Genomic DNA, 15,491 nt, shown 5'->3' on the forward strand with positions numbered 1-15,491 from the left:
ATCCCCGCCTGTGGACAACCTGTGGACCCGCGTCCATGAACCCGCATCCCCGGGCCGGTCGGCGCCCGCGGACGGCTTCCACCGATGGGCCCCTCGCCCAGTGCGCCGGGACCGGGACCGGACCGGGACCGGACCGGGACTGGACCGCGGCCTGAGGCCGGTCAGGCTCAGACCAGTCCGGCCTCGTAGGCCACCACGGCGGCCTGCACCCGGTTGCGTACGTCGAGCCTGGTGAGGATTGACCCCACGTGCACCTTGACCGTGCCCGGGGCGATGGCCAGGCGGCGGGCGATCTCGTCGTTGGAGCGCCCCTGGCCGACCAGCGCCAGCACCCCGCGTTCGCGTTCGGTGAGCCGCCCGACCCGTTCCCGCGCCGCCGACGCGCGGGACAGCCTCCCCCCGGAGGAGTCCAGTTCGTCGATCACCCGGCGCGCCACCTCCGGCGACAGGTACGCCCCGCCCTCCGCGACCGCGCGCAGCCCCTCCACCAGTTGCCGGGGGTTCCCGCTCTTGAGCACGAACCCGCTGGCGCCACCGGACAGGGCCCGTGCGATGTAGGCGTCCTCGGAGAACGTGGTGAGGATGACGACCGCCGTCCCCGGGTGCTCCCGGGCGATGGCCTCCGTCGCGGCCAGGCCGTCCGTGCCGGGCATCTGCACGTCCAGCAGCGCGATGTCGGGACGGTGCTCGGCGACCAGGGCCACGGCGGCGTCGCCGTCCCCGGCCTCGCCCACCACCTCGATCCCCGGCGCCGCCGACAGGATCGCGCGCAGTCCGGCGCGCATCATGGCCTCGTCGTCGGCGAGGACGACGCGAAGCGTCCCGGCGCCGTCTGTCGCGTTCACGCCGACACCCTACTGGGCGGACCGGTCAGTCGGTCCGCCGGATCTCGTCCTTGGCGACCAGGACGCCGCCTTCGAAGCACAGGCGGTACACCGGCGGCAGCCCGCTCTCGTGCCGGACCAGGTAGAAGGAGCAGCGGGCACCCGGCGGCGCGGGCGGCTCGGAGGCCCGGGCCGACACCGACTGCTCGGGGTAGGAGAACCGGGGGAGCACCCCCTCCACCCGCTCCCGGTCGTCCCCCACGGACAACCGCTCGTACCGCTCCGGAGGCAGGACGCTGTTGGCGCTGACCCAGCTCAGCAGGCCTGTACCGATCGCGACCAGCCCCAGGGCCAGGGCGGCCGGGACGGCCACGGCGGCCACCAGCCGACGCCGCGCGCGGTCGCGGGCCTCGGTGCGGGCACGGCGCGTCTCCGACTCCCCGGACTCCTCCGCCCCGCCCCCGGCACCGGGGTCGGGCACGGCCGCCCGTACGGCGAACCCCGCGCCCTCCTCCCGGCCCGCCGTGAAGCTCCCGCCGAGTTCCTCCACCAAGGCGCGCAGCCCGGCCAGGCCGGACCCGTTCCCGCTCCGCCCGGGCGGGACCGTCCGCACGGCCCCGGGCGGTCCGGTGTCCTCGACCGACACCCGGGTGCGGTCGGCCTCGCGGACCACCCGTACGGTCACCTCCGCCCCCGGCGCGTACTTGGCCGCGTTGGTCAGGGCCTCCTGGACCACCCGGTGCACGGCGCCGCCGCCCGGGGCGGAGGGGTCGGGGTCGGGGCCCTCCCGCAGCAGCCGGACCCGCATGCCCGCGTCCGAGGCGTGCTGCACCAGGGCCGCCACCGAACCGTCCGCACCGGGCCCGGAAGCGGCTTCGCCGAGGCCGTCACCGCGGTCCCCGTCCTCGCGCAGCACCCCGATGACCTCCCGCAGCCGCAGGTTGGCCTCGTGAGCGGCCGCGCGCAGCTCACCGGCGGCCCGGCCCTGCTCGGAGTCCTCCCGGGCGGTCATCTCCAGGGCCGCCGCGCGCACCGCGATCAGCGCCAGGTCGTGGCCCAGGGAGTCGTGCATCCGGGACGCGATCCGGGCCCGCTCCCGCAACCGGGCGCGTTCGGCCTCGGCCGCGCGGGTCCGCTCCATGCGCTCGGCGATCTCCCAGCCGCCCCGCCACATCTGGCGGTGCAGGCGCTGGTAGCGGCCGAACAGCCACGGGGCCAGCGTGCTCAGCGCGATGGTGAGGACGGCGCCCAGCCAGTCCACGGAGTCGGACAGGAACGCGCGGACGCCGGTGCCGGACACCAGCCCCGCCGACACGTGCAGGACGAGGGTGAACGAGCACGCCGCGACCACCGTCGCCACCACCGGGCGCACCCGTTCCGAGCGCAGGCCGGTGAGCAGGGCGAACACCGCCACGGCCAGCCAGGGGGTGATCGCTGTGGTCTCCACCAGCAGCAGGCCCGAGGCGGACAGTTGCAGGACCGCTCCGGTGAGCATGACACCCAGGGAGACCGGCGGCAGGGAACGGGACAGGGCCGCCGCGACGGCCAGGGCCAGCACCAGGAGGCACGCTTCGAGGACCGGCGGCCGATCGCGTCCCCCGAGGACCTCGATCGCCATCAACGTGCCGAGGGAGGTCCACAGCACGGCCTCCAAGACCGGACGGGCCCACCCGCGCGGTTCTCTCCGGATCTCCCGCATGGCCACAGGCTAGTCAGCGCTTCCCGGAACTCGGGGGCCTCAACGCGGGCCGAGGCCCTCGAAGAGCACCCCGACCATGTCCGCGAGCTTGGCGTCGACCTCCTCGGGGGAGGACGTGGCGGTGAGCGCGACCAGGCCGTGCATCGCGGCGGACACGGTCATCGTGACCGCCTCCGGGGTTCCGCCCGCGATCTCCCCGGCGGCCTGGGCGTCGAGGACGGGTCGCATCACCCGTTCGAGCAGCCGTCCCACGGCGGCGTACAACTGCTCGGAGACGTCGGGGTCGTGCTTGCGCGCGTACATGAGGTCGAGCAGCGCGGCGTGCTCCCCCGCGAACCCCACGTAGGCCCTGGCCAGGGCGAGGACACGGGTCCGCGCGTCACCCCCCTCGGGCGCCGCCGCCTCCAGGCACTCGGTCAGGCGCTCGAAACCGCTGAGGGCGAGCGCGTCCAGCAGCGCCTGCTTGTCCCGGAAGTGGCGGCCCGGCGCGGCGTGGCTGACCCCCGCCTCGCGGGCGATCTCGCGCAGGGACAGCGCGGCCTGCCCCCGTTCGGCCAGGGCGCGCTCGGCGTTGGCGAGCAGGACGGCGCGCAGGTCTCCGTGGTGATAGGGGCGGTCAACCATGGGAACCAGGATAGACGGGCGCCCCCGCGGCCCTCGTGGTCGTCATGGACAGCACGGGTGCGCTCGCCTACCGTGGCGCAATGGACACCACAGCGGTCAGCATCCCCGACCTCAGCGGCCGCACGGCGGTCGTCACCGGAGCCAACAGCGGCCTGGGCATCGAGACCACGCGCATCCTGGCCCGGGCGGGCGCGCGCGTCGTGATGGCCGTGCGCGACGTGGCCAAGGGGCGCGCCGAGGCCGCCGGAGTGCGGGGCGACACCGAGGTGCGCCACCTGGACCTGGCGGACCTGGCGTCCGTGCGCGCCTTCGCCGAGGCCTGGAGCGGAGACCTCCACCTGCTCATCAACAACGCGGGCGTCATGGCCGTCGCCAAGGGCGTGACCAGGGACGGGTTCGAGACGCAGTTCGGCGTCAACCACCTCGGCCACTTCGCCCTGACCAACCTGCTCCTGGAACACGTCACGGGGCGGGTGGTCACCCTCTCCTCCGGAATGCACCGCATGGCCCGGGGCATCGACTTCGACGACGTCAACCTGGACAGCGGCTACACGCCCTACCGGGCCTACAACCAGTCCAAGCTCGCCAACCTGCTGTTCACGCTGGAGCTCCAGCGCCGCCTGGAGGCGGTGGGCTCCCCGGTGCTCTCCACCGCCGCCCACCCCGGCTACGCGGCCACCAACCTCCAGAGCCACGGGGCCAACCCGGTGTCCAGGGCGGCCCTCATGCTCGGCAACAGGGTCCTCGCCCAGAGCGCCGCCAACGGCGCCCTCCCCACGATCTTCGCCGCCACCCAGGACGTGCCCGGCGCGGCCTTCGCCGGGCCCAAGGCCATGGGCGGCACGCGCGGCGCCCCCGCCCTGTCCAGCCGGAGCGAGGCCGCCTGGGACGGCCGCGCCGCCAAGCGCCTGTGGGCACTGTCGGAGGAGATGACCGGGGTGACCTTCCCGCTGCGGTCCTCCGACCCGGCCTGACCCGGGGAGCGCACCGGTACCGCTTGGCTTCGGATCGGAACGGCACACCTGCCCCGGGAGCGCGACGGTAGCGGCGACCCCGCCCGCCCCGCCCACCCGCGTCACACCGGCAGGGTGTGCGTTCAGCCCGGACCCGGTACCCGCCGACGAGCACTGTGAGTACGGGACCGGCGCGGGTGGAACCCCATGGTCCACACCCGCGCCGGTTCCGGTCGATGGTCCCTAGGGGTTCAGGACCAGCTCGTCCGTGGCGGCCGCGCGCACGGCCTCCTCGGTGACCGCGAACGGCAGGGTCTCGCCCCGGCTCCACGGCTCAAGCTGGTCGTCGTAGTTGGGGTGGAAGGCGTGTCCGGAGTTGCCGGTCAGGTGCACCCACGTCGACGCGTCGCGGTCGGCCAGGTCCACCACCATCCGCATCGAAGGCACCGCCGTGATCGCGTACCCCGAGGTCGGGTCCCAGCCCGTGGCGTTGACGATGCTGGCCCCGCCCGAGCTCTCCACCGGGCCCCGGTTGAACAGCCACTCGACCGGACCGATACCCGACGTTCCGAACGACTCGTGGGTCGCGGTCAGGGTGTGCAGGTCCCCCCAGCGCCAGTCGGCGGGGTCCTCTCCCAGCAGCTCGGTCAGCTCCCGCGCGGCGGCGTCCATCGCCGCGGCCAGCACCTCCTCGCGCCCGCTGGCCCCGGCGCCCCGCCACCAGTCCGAGTCCGGGTCCTCCAGCAGTTGCTCCACCACGTACATCCCGCGCGAGCTGCCGCTCATGGTCAGCGGCTCCAGCTCGTCGAACAGCAGCGGCAGCAGGTGGCGCCAGGTGGCCTGGTAGAACGCGGCCCCGGCGGAGTCGGTCCCGGTGAACATGTCCCATTCCCGAAGCTGCTCCTGGGCCCGGGCCGTGACCCCGTCGACGTCCGCCTCCAACAGGTGCGGCACGACCTCGACCGCGCCGCCGTGGAAGGAGTCCATGTGGATGCGCGACATGTCCTCACCGGTCACCGGCCCCTCGCCGATCGCCTCGGTGAGCAGGTCGTTGATCCGCTGCGACCGGTACCCGTAGTCCCAGTCGCCGGTGAGCATGTGCTCGTAGTCGCCGTCCACGACCGACTGGTTGGCGGTGACGATGAAGCCCGACTCGGGGTTGTACACGCTCGGCAGCTCCTCGAAGGGGAGGTACTCCTCCTCCCAGTCGTAGGCGGAGTCCCAGCCGGGCGCCGGGTAGCGGCCGTCGCCCTCGCCGCGCACCGGCACCAGACCGGGGGCCTGGTAGCCGATGTTGCCCTCGCCGTCCGCGTAGACGAGGTTCTGCGCGGGGACCTCGAACCGGCTGGCCGCCTCCCGGAAGTCGTCCCAGCCGCGGGCCCGGTTCATCGCGAAGATCGAGTCCGCGGTCCTGCCCGGCTGGAGCGCGGTCCACCGCAGGGCGACGGCGTACTCGCCCTCCTCAGCGCCCTCCAGCTCCGGTTCCTCCGCCAGCGCCTCCAGGTTCGCGCCCGCGGCGGTGTCGGACAGCAGCGGCCCGTGGTGGGTGGAGCGCACGACGATGTCGACGTCCTCGCCGCCCGCGACCCGGACGGTCTCCTCACGGGTCTCCAGCGGCCGGGTCCGGCCGTCGACCACGTAGCCGTCGCCCTCGATCCGTTCCACGTACAGGTCCATGACGTCGGGGTTGAGGTTGGTGAACCCCCACGCGATCGACTCGTTCTGCCCGATGATCACACCGGGCAGGCCGGAGAAGCTGAAGCCGCTGACGTCGTAGGGGCACGCCTCGGTGAGCTCGGTGCAGTGCAGGCCGATCTGGTACCAGGTGGAGGGCATCGACGCGCCCAGGTGGGGGTCGTTGGCGAGGAGGGGCAGCCCGCTCTCGGTGTGCTCGCCGCCGACCACCCACGAGTTGGACCCCAGGTCGGGGCTGGTGCTGGGCCCGAGCATCGGGGGCAGGGAGGCCGCGGTGTCGGCCACCCCGGTCAGCGCGGAGACGGCCTCCCCGGGCAGTTCGGGGGCGCGCCGCTCGTCGGCCTCCCGCAGGTCCGCCTCGTCGGAGTCCTCGGAACCCCCGTCGGCCCCGGCCTGACCGTGCTCGTCGGTGCCGGTGATGGGCAGGTGCTCCTCGTAGGGGTAGGCCGGGTAGAGCTCCTCGATCCGCTCGCGGGTCAGCCCGGCGTCGAGCAGTCGGGCGCGCTCGGTCTCCTCCGTCATGTTGCCGCCCAGGTCCCAGGCCATGGCCTTGAGCCACGCGAGGCTGTCGACCGGCGTCCACTCCTCGATCTCGTGGCCGCCGTTGAGCACGGAGAGCAGCCCGTACTCCAGGCTGGCCCCGGTGCCGTCGTTCCCGGCCAGCCAGGCGTTGACCCCGGCCGCGTAGGAGCCGAGGTGGGCCCGCGTCTCCGGGGCGAGCAGCTCGTACTCCTGCTCGGCCACATGCCGCCAGCCCATGGTGCGCAGGTAGACGTCGGTGTCCACCTGGTCGGGGCCGAACAGCTCGGCGGTGCGCCCGGCCGTGACGTGGCGGCGGAAGTCCATCTCCCAGAAGCGGTCCTGGGCGTGCGTGAAGCCCTGCGCCATGAACAGGTCGTGGGTGTTGTCCGCGTAGACGTGGGGGACGCCGTGCTCGTCGCGCAGCACGGTGACGGAGGACTCCAGCCCCGGGAGCGGGAGTTCTCCGGAGGTCTCCGGGAACGACCTCCGGACGGTCCATATCCCCAGGAGCGCGCCGACCAGGGCCAGCACCACGACCGCGGCGAGGAAGCCCAGAAGTACGCGAACAAGGACACTCTTACGCATTACACCCATGGCGGAACCCTAGGGTGTCCGCTGTCACAGTCTCCAGGGGCGGAGGGTCACACGGACCCAATTGTTACCAACTGGTAGGTGGCGGAGAGCCGAACGGGCGGCTGACACGAAGCACCTGGTCAGAAGCGGACAGCCGCCCGGTTGGATCCGTGCTGTCCGCAACTGGTCGGCCCCCTTGCGGCACAGGCCGTGCGCGCCGCACCGTGCAGGGCGGCGCCCGTGGTGGGCGCCGCCCCCTCCCTCCGGCTGTGGACAGCTCCGGTCCGGCACGGCGGAACCGCGCTCCGGAACGCTTCCCCAGCGCGCTCCGAGCCGTTTCCGCACCGCGTCCCGGGTCGGCTCCACGCCAAGCCTTCGTCAACACTCCGTCCCGCTCGCGGTGACACGAGGCGGTGTCCTGGAAGCCGGGCGTCCCGTCTGGCAGCCTCGAACGCGCCGTCGATGCTCTGGGGGGATACGCGATGGACATGCCCGTGGTGAACTCGTGCCAGGTGGACGCCTGCGCCTACAACACCGACCACTCCTGCCACGCACTGGCCATCACCGTGGGAAACTCCTCCCACGCCCAGTGCGACACCTTCTTCGACGCCGGTGACCAAGGCGGCGACCCCGTCGCCACGGGCCAGGTCGGCGCCTGCAAGATGTCGAACTGCGAACACAACGTCCAGTTGGAGTGCCAGGCCCCGGCCATCTCCGTCGGGTACGTGCACCAGCAGGCCGACTGCCTCACCTACGCGCCCGCCTGAGCGGCGCCGCGCACCGGCCCACTCCGCGGCCCCGGGCACCAAGCCCGGGGCCGCTCCGCGTTCCGGCCCGGTGTCCGGGGCCTTCCGTGCCGTCCCTCAGACCCTCCGGCCCGCCTCCGCTGCCTCGCGGCGCAGCCGCTCCACGACCAGCGCCGCAGGATCGTCGCCGGCCGCCCGGAACCCCTCTCCCGCCCACAGCGCCATCCCGCCGGGGTCCCCGGCCCGGGCGGCGGCCGCGCGCAGCGGCTTCGTCATGTGGTGGATCTCGGGGTAGGCGTAGGGCTTTCGCTGGTGCTCGGCGATGAACCTGTTGGCCAGACCCCGCGCCGGACGCCCGGTGAAGGCCCACGTCACGGCCGTCCCGGTGTACGCGGGATCGGCCAGCGCGGCCTTGTGGACCGGGTTGGCGCCGCTCTCGGGGCAGCGCAGGAACGCCGTGCCCAGTTGCATGGCGGCGGCGCCGGCGTCCAGGGCCCCGGCCACGTCGGTCCCGGTCATGATCCCCCCGGCGGCGATCACCGGCACCTCCACCGCGCCGACCACGTCCGCCAGCAGCTCCCGCAGCGGCAGACCGCCGTCCCCGACAGGGTCGAACGAGCCGCGGTGGCCCCCGGCCTCCGCGCCCTGCGCGCACACCCCGTCGGCCCCGCACGCCACGGCCTCGCGCGCCTCCCCGGCCGTGGTCACGGTGACCACGGTTGCACTGCCCGCCGCGCGCAGCCGTTCCAGTACGGCGGCCTCCGGACAGCCGAAGGTGAAGCTCACCACCGGCACGGCCGCCTCCGCCAGCAGGTCGATCTTGGCCGCCCACGCGTCGTCGTCGTGCACCGGGGCGCCGACCGGCGTCCCGTACCGCTCGGCCTCGGACTCCAGGTCGGAACGGTAGGACGCCGCGACCTCGGGGTCGGAGGGCGGGCCCGGCACGAACACGTTCACCCCGAACGCGCCGACCCCGGCGTCGCGCACCGCCCCGATCCGGTCGGCGAGGGCCTCGGGGGACAGGTACCCGGCGGCGAGGAAACCCGTTCCGCCCGCTCCCGCCACGGCCGCCGCCAGCGCGGGCGTGGCGGCCCCGCCCGCCATGGGCGCCTGTACGATCGGGCGCTCCCGCAGAAGCTCTGCCAGGCTCATGGTCCCTCTCCCCGTCCTCGGCCGCTCCGGCGAAGGCGCGGCGGCGTCCCCGTCCCCGGCGTCCCCGTCCCCGGCGTCCCCGTCCCCGGCGGCTCCGGGCGGGGTCCGGCCGCCCCGCGGCACCCGCGGGCGCACCGCTGACCGGACCGCGCCTCCCGTGTCCGGGAAATGCTACCGCCGCGCGTTCTCCGGAGTTCGACCGCACCCGCCCCGAAACGCGATACAGCGGTAGGCCCGGAGGTTTCCGTGACATGGGACACGATGATTATCCGGGGCGGGGAAAGGGCGGAGTGTCTTTTCCTTTCCGTTCCGCCGGGAAAGGTCCGCGGACGGTGTCTCCGATATCCGTGCTTTCCGCCCGGGGTCCGCCCCTTCGGTCCGCTACCCGCCGGTCCCGTCCAGTTCCGGTTCGTCCGGGGAGCCCTCGTCCTCGTCCGCGCCCCCGGCGGACCGCGTCGACTCCGGGAACCGCCGTGACAGCGCAACGGTCGCCAGGGCCGCGGCCGCCCCGAACCCGACCACGGCCGTCACCGTCCATTCCAGCCCGAGCAGCTCCCACAGCCACCCGAACGCCAGCACGGTCAGCATCCTCACCGCGTTGCCCACCATCCCCAACATCGCGGCCATGGTGTTGCGGTTGGCGTCGGAGAACATCGTCTGCTGCCACACGTGCGACAGCACCACGGCCAGTCCCAACAGGAACTCCGCCGCCATCAGCCCCGCCACCAGCGGCACACCCCCGTGCGCAGCCAGCACCAGGGGCAGGCCCGAGGACGCCGCGAAGACGGGTCCCCACACGTGCGGCCGACCGCGTCCCACGAACCGCGAGCACGCCGAACCCGCCGCCATGGCCGCCATCATCAGCAGCAGCACCAGGCCGTTGAGCCGCACGTCCGCACCGTGCTCGGCCGCGAGCATCGGCTGCCAGGAGAGCACGAGGGCCGCCAGCCCGGACACCGACGCCGTCGACAGGGCCACCAGCGGCACGAAACGCCTGCTCGCCACCAGCACGGCCGACTCCCGGACGATCGCGGTGAGCGGGCGCCCCGACTGGCCGGGGGAACGGGGGAAGCACACCGGGGCCAGCAACGCCAGCGCCACCAGCACCGCGCCGCTCACCAGCACCAGGGAGTCCGCGGGAAGCCAGGTGCCCGCCACCATCACCGAGGCCGCGCCCAGCACCGCGCCGCTGTTGCCCGCCACCTGGACGAAGCGCACCGTCCGAGCGATCCGCGCGGGGCGGTCGCGGTCGCCGATCCGGTTCACCACGAGCGCGACCAGCGTCCCCGACTGGAGATGGAAGCCGACCGCCCACAGGTACATGGACGCGAGCGTCAGCGCGAGCCCGTCCGCGTACCCCAACAGCACGAAACCCGCGCCCCACACGGCGAGCCCCACCGCCAGCAGCCTGCGGTGGCCGTAGCGGTCGCCGAGCGCGCCGCTGGGCGCCTCCACCAGCAGGGCCACCAGGTTCGCGGAACCGAGCATCAGCCCCAGCAGCCACGGGTCCGCCCCGCGCCCCAGGAGGATCGTGACGAAAACCGCGCCGAAAAGGAAATCGGCCGAAGAGCCGAGGAGCGCGAACGAGGTGTAGCGCAGGAACAATGACGATTCGGCGGTTCTCTCCACGGGCATGGGCGTTTTCCTGATCGGGGAGGGTCGCGGCTCCGTGAGCCCCGTGACGGAGGTGGAATTCACGGTTCCGGAGGGAAATTCCGCCCAAGCTAGCACGCGCCTTCCGGGGCGGCCACGGCTTTTCCCGCGCCCCGCGCCCCGCGCCCTACGCGCCGCGCGACGCGGCGATCACCCGGCATCCCCGCGACCGGTGACGACCGCCTGCGCGGAGCCCGGCTTCGCGGAACGAGGCCGCGACCACGGCTGTCCCGTGCGGTCACGTCCGCGAAGAATGCGGCCCGCTCCTCAGCCCAGGGCGTCGGCGAGGGCGGCGGCCAGGACCGGCACGCTCGGATGCCGGTCCCCGCGCGGCCACACCAGGCCGAGGGACGACTCCGGCAGACCGTCGACCGGGACGAGGACGAGCCCGTCCCGGTCGGCGTGGTCCGCGACGTCGCCGCTCAGCAGCATGGCCCCCCTTCCGGTCGCGACCTGGGAGAACCCCTCCCGCAGGGTGTCCACTCCGGTCTCGTGGCGGATGGCCCTGCCCAGGGGTGTGACGGTGGGCGCGTGGACGCGCAGCCAGTGGTCGGGGGTCCGCCGGACCGGGATGAGCGAGACCCGGGCCATGTCCTCGATCCCGACGCCCGCCCGCGCGGCGAGGGGGTGGTCGGCGTGCAGTGCGAGCCGCTGCGGTTGCCGGGAGAAGACCGCGCCCACGACCAGGTCCAGTTCGCGCACCGGCAGCAGGACGACGGCGGCGTCGACCTCGCCCTCGCGCAGGGGGCCGAACGGGTCCGAGTGCGCCGTCTCCACGATCCGCACCCGCGTGCCGGGCTCGCGCTCCTCGAAGGCGCGCACCGCCTCGGCCACCGGGCCGTGCACCTTGCCCCGGAACCCGAGACGGACCGTGGACGGACCGCCGTGGGCGCGGTCGCGCGCGCCGTCCACCGCCGCCGCGAGTTTCTGGTAGGCGGGCCGCAGGGTGTCGAGGAACTCCTCGCCGAACCGGGTGAGGCACGGGCGCGGGCCCGCGCGGTCCACGAGAGGGACGCCGATCCGGTCCTCCAGGGAGCGCAGCAGACGGTCCGCGGTCTCCGCGGGGACGCCCAGCCGTGCCGCGGCGTGTGCGGGGTGCGGTTCCTCGGCCAGGACGAGGAAGCACTCCAGCTCCCGGATCTCGATACCCCGCAACCGGCACGTCCCCCTCGTCCTCGCCGACACGGCGCCCGCCGACCCGGCACACGCCGGGGCGGAGGGCACTTCTCATGGAAGCACGGGACGCCCGCCACACGGCTGACCGGCTCACGTGCGGTCGAGGACGTGTCGGGGGACGGGATCCGCCGGGTGCGGCGCGCGCGTGTCCGCGGGGGGACGACGACACCCCTCGGGTCGCGACCCGCGACCACCGCCCGGACCCGTCCGTTCGGGCCGCCGCCTCCCTCCGGGGGCGGGAACGGGCACCGGATACGCTCGGCGCGACAGCGACTTCCGGGAGGTACCACCATGTCAGCGACCGCCGTCGTCACCGGGGCCAGCAGCGGGATCGGGGCCGCCACCGCGCGCGGCCTCGCCGAGCGGGGCTACGCCGTGGTCCTGGTCGCACGCCGCGCCGACCGGATCGAGGCGCTGGCGAAGGAACTTGCCGGTGAGGGCCGCAGCGCCCGAGCCCACGTCCTCGACGTCACCGACAGGGCCGCCGTCGACGCCTTCGCCGACTCCCTGGCCTCGTGCGAGGTCCTGGTCAACAACGCGGGCGGCGCGATCGGCACCGAGACCGTGGCCGCGGGCGCTCCCGCCGACTGGCGCGCCATGTACGAGGTCAACGTCATCGGCGTGCTCAACATGACCCAGGCCCTGCTGCCCAAGCTGATCGCCAGCGGGGACGGCACCGTTCTGGTCGTCTCCTCAACGGCGGGCCACACGGCCTACGAGGGCGGCGGCGGGTACGTGGCCGCCAAGCACGGAGCGCACAGCCTGGCCGCCACGCTGCGCCTGGAGCTGTGCGGCGAACCGGTGCGCGTGCTGGAGATCGCGCCGGGCATGGTCAGGACCGAGGAGTTCGCCCTCAACCGCATGCGCGGGGACTCCGGGGCCGCCGACGCCGTCTACGCCGGTGTGCCCGATCCGCTGAGCGCCGAGGACGTCGCCGACACCATCGTGTGGGCGGTCACGCGGCCCCCGCACGTGAACATCGACCTGCTGGTGGTGCGCCCGCGCGCGCAGGCCGCCCAGCACAAGGTCCACCGTGTTCAGCGGGGGGAGTCCTGACGGGCCGACCGGAACCGTAGCCGGTGTGACACGAGGGGTCTGGGCCCTGTCCCGGCGGGGCGGGCGGGGCCGCGCGCCGCCCGGGTTCCGTAGGGCTCAGGCCCGCGTGCCGCCGGGCGCGCAGTCGGCGCGGTCGCGGTGGTCGGTCGTTGACGTGGAGCGTCACCGGGTGCGGCTCCGCCGCTTCGCCCCGGGGGATCGTGCTTCCAGTCGTGTCGCCCCGCCTGCGGATCCCCGGGGGGCCGACGGCGGTGCCGTCATGTGAGGTGTCCACGGCGGCGAGGCGGCCCCGGCCGGTTCCGGGGGCCGGGGCCGGGCGGCCCCGCGCCCCGGAGGGGCCGCCCCGAGGGGGGACGGCCCGTGTCCGGGCGGGGCCGCGCGGAGCCCGCGGGTCAGGCGTCCGTCAGGCGTCCAGTTCCCGGGACAGCATCTCGACCAGCTCGTCCAGGACCTTGTCCGCGTTCTCCTGCTCCTCGCAGGACAGGGTGACCGTCTCGCCGTGCTTGGCGCCCAGCGCCATCACGGCGAGCACGCTGCGGGCGTCCACGGGGTCCTGGCCCTCGCGGGCGATCTTGACGGGCAGGCCGGTGCCGTTGACGGCCTGGACGAACAGGCTGGCGGGGCGGGCGTGCAGGCCGAGCTGGGAGGCGATGGCCACGGTGCGCTGGGGCATGTCAGTCCTAGGAGAAGTCGTCGGGAGATCGTCGTGTGGGCGGGGAGGCCCGGTTCAGAGCGTGTCGACCGGCAGTTGCGGGTCGGGGTCGGCCACCGCGGTGATCGCGTCGGCGGCCACGTCGTCGGGGGAGGGGACGGTGGTTCCGGGGAGGGAGACGGCGGCCGTCCCCCACGCCACGGCGTGCCGCAGCCGGTCCTCGGGGGAACCGTCCGCGCCCAGGAACCCGGCCAGGGCGCAGTCGCCCGCGCCCACCGTGCTGCGCGTGCGGACCCGGGGCCCGCGCGCCCACCAGGTGTGCTCGGGGTCCACGAGTATCGCACCGTGGCCCCCCAGCGTCACCAGGGCGGAGCCGTTGCCCCACCCCAGGACCTCGCGGGCGGCCTCGGTGACCGCGCCCACGGTGGTCAGTTCCCGGCCGATCAGCTCGGCCAGCTCCTCGTGGTTGGGCTTGAGCAGGGACACCGACCCCGCGCGGGCCGCGGCCTCCAGCGGCTTGCCGGAGGTGTCCAGTGCCAGCGGGACCCCGTAGGAGGCGGCCAGTTCGGCGACGCGCACGTACAGGTCGTCGGGGGAGCCTGAGGGGAGGCTGCCGCTGGCCACCATCCACGCGGGGCCCCGGTCCAGCTCGCTCTCCAGGGCGGAGAGCAGGGCGTCGGTCTCCTCGGGGGAGAGCACGGGCCCGGGTGCGTTGAGCTTGGTGGTGGTGCCGTCGTCCTCGGTGACGGCGATGTTTCCCCGCGTCTCGCCCTCGATGGGTACGGCGACGCAGGGCAGGTCCCCGAGCAGGGTGGTCAGCTCGGCGCCTCCGCCGCCGCCCACGGGGAGTACAGCACGTGTGGGCACGCCCGCACGGCGCAGCGCGCGGGAGACGTTGACGCCCTTGCCGCCCGCCTGCGCGCGGGTGGAGCCCACGCGCAGGACCTCACCGCGGGTCAGATGACTGACCTCCAGGGTGTGGTCCACGCTCGGGTTGGGGGTGAGGGTCAGGATCATGGGTGCTCTTTTCGAGGTGGCTGCGCCCGGCCCGGTCCGGATGTGGGACTACCTTTGATTATGTGTGTTTGCCTGCGTGTGTCAATGCTGTTGTGCCCTGGTTTCCGGTTTTGGCCACTGTCGGTCACGGGGCCCGGGGGCTCGCGTCACCGGTGCCCCGGTGTGCGGACGCAGTCGGGGCGTGATGAAACACTCCTGGTGGTCCGGGCGGACAGTAGGGGCTTCGCTGCGAGCGGTGTTGCTGGGATATTGGTTCAAGGTACCTCTTGTGTGTCCCAGGCAACACCATTAAACTCACAGAAAACCACACCGAAACACAGGTGATCCAACATGTACGCGGAAGAGCGCCAGAAGGCGATCCTCGAACGCGCCCGGCGGGACGGCCGGGTCGACGTGACGGGGCTCGCCGCGGAGTTCGACGTCACGTACGAGACCATCCGACGCGACCTCACGGCACTCGAACGCCACGGGGTCCTGCGCAGGGTCCACGGTGGCGCGATCCCCGTCGAGCGGCTGGGCTTCGAGCCCGCCCTCAATGTGCGCGACTCCGTCATGACGCAGGAGAAGGAGCGCATCGCCAAGGCGGCTCTCGCCGAGCTCCCCGAGGAGGGCGCCATCCTCCTCGACGCCGGGTCCACCACCGGGCGCCTGGCCGAGCAGTTGCCCGTCGACCGCGAACTCACCGTCGTCACCAACTCCCTGTCCATCGCCCTCACGCTCGCCCCCCGTACACACATCAACCTCATGCTGCTCGGCGGGCGCCTGCGCACCCGCACCCAGGCCACCGTCGACGCCTGGGCGCTGCGCTCCCTCGCCGAGTCCTACGTCGACGTCGCCTTCATGGCGGCGAACGGGATCTCCACCGAACGCGGGCTCACCACACCCGATCCCGCGGAGGCGGAGGTCAAGCGGACCATGATCGCCTCGGCCCGCCGCTGCGTCCTGCTCGCCGACCACACCAAGGTCGGCAACGACCACTTCGCCCGTTTCGCCGCGGTCGAGGACCTCGATCTGGTCATCACCGACACCGGTCTCGCCAGCGGTCTCGCCGACGAACTGGAGGCCGCCGGACCCCGGGTCCAGGTGGTCTGACCACGGCGGGACTCCGAGCGGGGCGGTTCCACACGGTGGAACCGCCCCGCTCGGAGT

At 73.8% G+C, this 15,491-nt stretch carries 13 protein-coding genes; 4 read left to right on the plus strand and 9 right to left on the minus strand.

Annotation, left to right across the window (positions count from 1 at the left end):
• Positions 1-167 precede the first annotated feature (167 nt).
• Genes ABD54_RS20785 through ABD54_RS20795 form a run of 3 tightly spaced genes read right to left on the minus strand, consistent with a single transcriptional unit; the run spans position 168 to position 3,147 of the window.
• A complete protein-coding gene (locus tag ABD54_RS20785) occupies positions 168-845 on the minus strand; it encodes a response regulator transcription factor (RefSeq protein ID WP_082166926.1) in 678 nt (225 codons plus the stop codon).
• A 25-nt stretch (positions 846-870) separates the two neighbouring features.
• Complete coding sequence (locus ABD54_RS20790; protein WP_047871207.1) at positions 871-2,523, minus strand: sensor histidine kinase; 1,653 nt, start codon at positions 2,521-2,523, stop codon at positions 871-873.
• Between the two features lie 39 nt (positions 2,524-2,562).
• Complete coding sequence (locus ABD54_RS20795) at positions 2,563-3,147, minus strand: TetR/AcrR family transcriptional regulator (protein ID WP_047871197.1); 585 nt, start codon at positions 3,145-3,147, stop codon at positions 2,563-2,565.
• An 80-nt stretch (positions 3,148-3,227) separates the two neighbouring features.
• On the opposite strand from ABD54_RS20795, the gene ABD54_RS20800 reads away from it, so the two are divergent.
• Complete coding sequence (locus ABD54_RS20800) at positions 3,228-4,121, plus strand: oxidoreductase (RefSeq protein ID WP_047871198.1); 894 nt, start codon at positions 3,228-3,230, stop codon at positions 4,119-4,121.
• Between the two features lie 222 nt (positions 4,122-4,343).
• Here ABD54_RS20800 and ABD54_RS20805 read toward each other — a convergent pair whose 3' ends face one another.
• Positions 4,344-6,902 (minus strand): penicillin acylase family protein, encoded by a 2,559-nt coding sequence (locus ABD54_RS20805; protein ID WP_200904161.1) that lies wholly within the window; start codon positions 6,900-6,902, stop codon positions 4,344-4,346.
• 470 nt (positions 6,903-7,372) lie between these two features.
• Between ABD54_RS20805 and ABD54_RS20810 the strand changes: the two genes are divergently transcribed.
• Complete coding sequence (locus ABD54_RS20810; protein WP_047871199.1) at positions 7,373-7,657, plus strand: DUF1540 domain-containing protein; 285 nt, start codon at positions 7,373-7,375, stop codon at positions 7,655-7,657.
• A 96-nt stretch (positions 7,658-7,753) separates the two neighbouring features.
• On the opposite strand, the gene ABD54_RS20815 is transcribed toward ABD54_RS20810, so the two are convergent.
• The 3 genes from ABD54_RS20815 to ABD54_RS20825 form a co-directional block, all read right to left on the minus strand.
• Positions 7,754-8,788 carry a nitronate monooxygenase gene (locus ABD54_RS20815; RefSeq protein ID WP_047871200.1) on the minus strand — a complete coding sequence of 345 codons (1,035 nt, stop codon included), beginning with the start codon at positions 8,786-8,788 and terminating at the stop codon, positions 7,754-7,756.
• A 381-nt stretch (positions 8,789-9,169) separates the two neighbouring features.
• Positions 9,170-10,423, minus strand: a complete 1,254-nt coding sequence (locus ABD54_RS29395) for an MFS transporter (RefSeq protein ID WP_047871201.1) — start codon at positions 10,421-10,423, stop codon at positions 9,170-9,172.
• 285 nt (positions 10,424-10,708) lie between these two features.
• Positions 10,709-11,596 carry a LysR family transcriptional regulator gene (locus tag ABD54_RS20825; protein ID WP_047871202.1) on the minus strand — a complete coding sequence of 296 codons (888 nt, stop codon included), beginning with the start codon at positions 11,594-11,596 and terminating at the stop codon, positions 10,709-10,711.
• Between the two features lie 312 nt (positions 11,597-11,908).
• On the opposite strand from ABD54_RS20825, the gene ABD54_RS20830 reads away from it, so the two are divergent.
• On the plus strand, positions 11,909-12,673 hold the full coding sequence (locus tag ABD54_RS20830) for an SDR family NAD(P)-dependent oxidoreductase (protein ID WP_047871203.1): 765 nt from the start codon (positions 11,909-11,911) through the stop codon (positions 12,671-12,673).
• A 403-nt stretch (positions 12,674-13,076) separates the two neighbouring features.
• On the opposite strand, the gene ABD54_RS20835 is transcribed toward ABD54_RS20830, so the two are convergent.
• Both ABD54_RS20835 and pfkB read right to left on the minus strand, forming a co-directional pair.
• A complete protein-coding gene (locus ABD54_RS20835; protein ID WP_017563625.1) occupies positions 13,077-13,346 on the minus strand; it encodes an HPr family phosphocarrier protein in 270 nt (89 codons plus the stop codon).
• 54 nt (positions 13,347-13,400) lie between these two features.
• A complete protein-coding gene (gene pfkB / locus ABD54_RS20840; protein WP_047871204.1) occupies positions 13,401-14,342 on the minus strand; it encodes a 1-phosphofructokinase in 942 nt (313 codons plus the stop codon).
• Between the two features lie 330 nt (positions 14,343-14,672).
• Here pfkB and ABD54_RS20845 point away from each other — a divergent pair, with 330 nt between their 5' ends.
• A complete protein-coding gene (locus tag ABD54_RS20845; RefSeq protein ID WP_047871205.1) occupies positions 14,673-15,434 on the plus strand; it encodes a DeoR/GlpR family DNA-binding transcription regulator in 762 nt (253 codons plus the stop codon).
• Positions 15,435-15,491: the final 57 nt, after the last annotated feature.

Origin of the sequence: Nocardiopsis sp. RV163 (assembly GCF_001029525.1) — a bacterium.
Lineage (GTDB): Bacteria > Actinomycetota > Actinomycetes > Streptosporangiales > Streptosporangiaceae > Nocardiopsis > Nocardiopsis dassonvillei.

Excerpts from the sequence above, each read along its gene's own strand:
- ABD54_RS20800 (WP_047871198.1), top strand. The coding sequence starts at position 3,228 with ATGGACACCACAGCGGTCAGCATCCCCGACCTCAGCGGCCGCACGGCG.
- ABD54_RS29395 (WP_047871201.1), bottom strand. The coding sequence starts at position 10,423 with ATGCCCGTGGAGAGAACCGCCGAATCGTCATTGTTCCTGCGCTACACC.
- pfkB (WP_047871204.1), bottom strand. The coding sequence starts at position 14,342 with ATGATCCTGACCCTCACCCCCAACCCGAGCGTGGACCACACCCTGGAG.
- ABD54_RS20835 (WP_017563625.1), bottom strand. The coding sequence starts at position 13,346 with ATGCCCCAGCGCACCGTGGCCATCGCCTCCCAGCTCGGCCTGCACGCC.
- ABD54_RS20805 (WP_200904161.1), bottom strand. The coding sequence starts at position 6,902 with ATGCGTAAGAGTGTCCTTGTTCGCGTACTTCTGGGCTTCCTCGCCGCG.
- ABD54_RS20830 (WP_047871203.1), top strand. The coding sequence starts at position 11,909 with ATGTCAGCGACCGCCGTCGTCACCGGGGCCAGCAGCGGGATCGGGGCC.
- ABD54_RS20845 (WP_047871205.1), top strand. The coding sequence starts at position 14,673 with ATGTACGCGGAAGAGCGCCAGAAGGCGATCCTCGAACGCGCCCGGCGG.
- ABD54_RS20790 (WP_047871207.1), bottom strand. The coding sequence starts at position 2,523 with ATGCGGGAGATCCGGAGAGAACCGCGCGGGTGGGCCCGTCCGGTCTTG.
- ABD54_RS20810 (WP_047871199.1), top strand. The coding sequence starts at position 7,373 with ATGGACATGCCCGTGGTGAACTCGTGCCAGGTGGACGCCTGCGCCTAC.
- ABD54_RS20795 (WP_047871197.1), bottom strand. The coding sequence starts at position 3,147 with ATGGTTGACCGCCCCTATCACCACGGAGACCTGCGCGCCGTCCTGCTC.
- ABD54_RS20815 (WP_047871200.1), bottom strand. The coding sequence starts at position 8,788 with ATGAGCCTGGCAGAGCTTCTGCGGGAGCGCCCGATCGTACAGGCGCCC.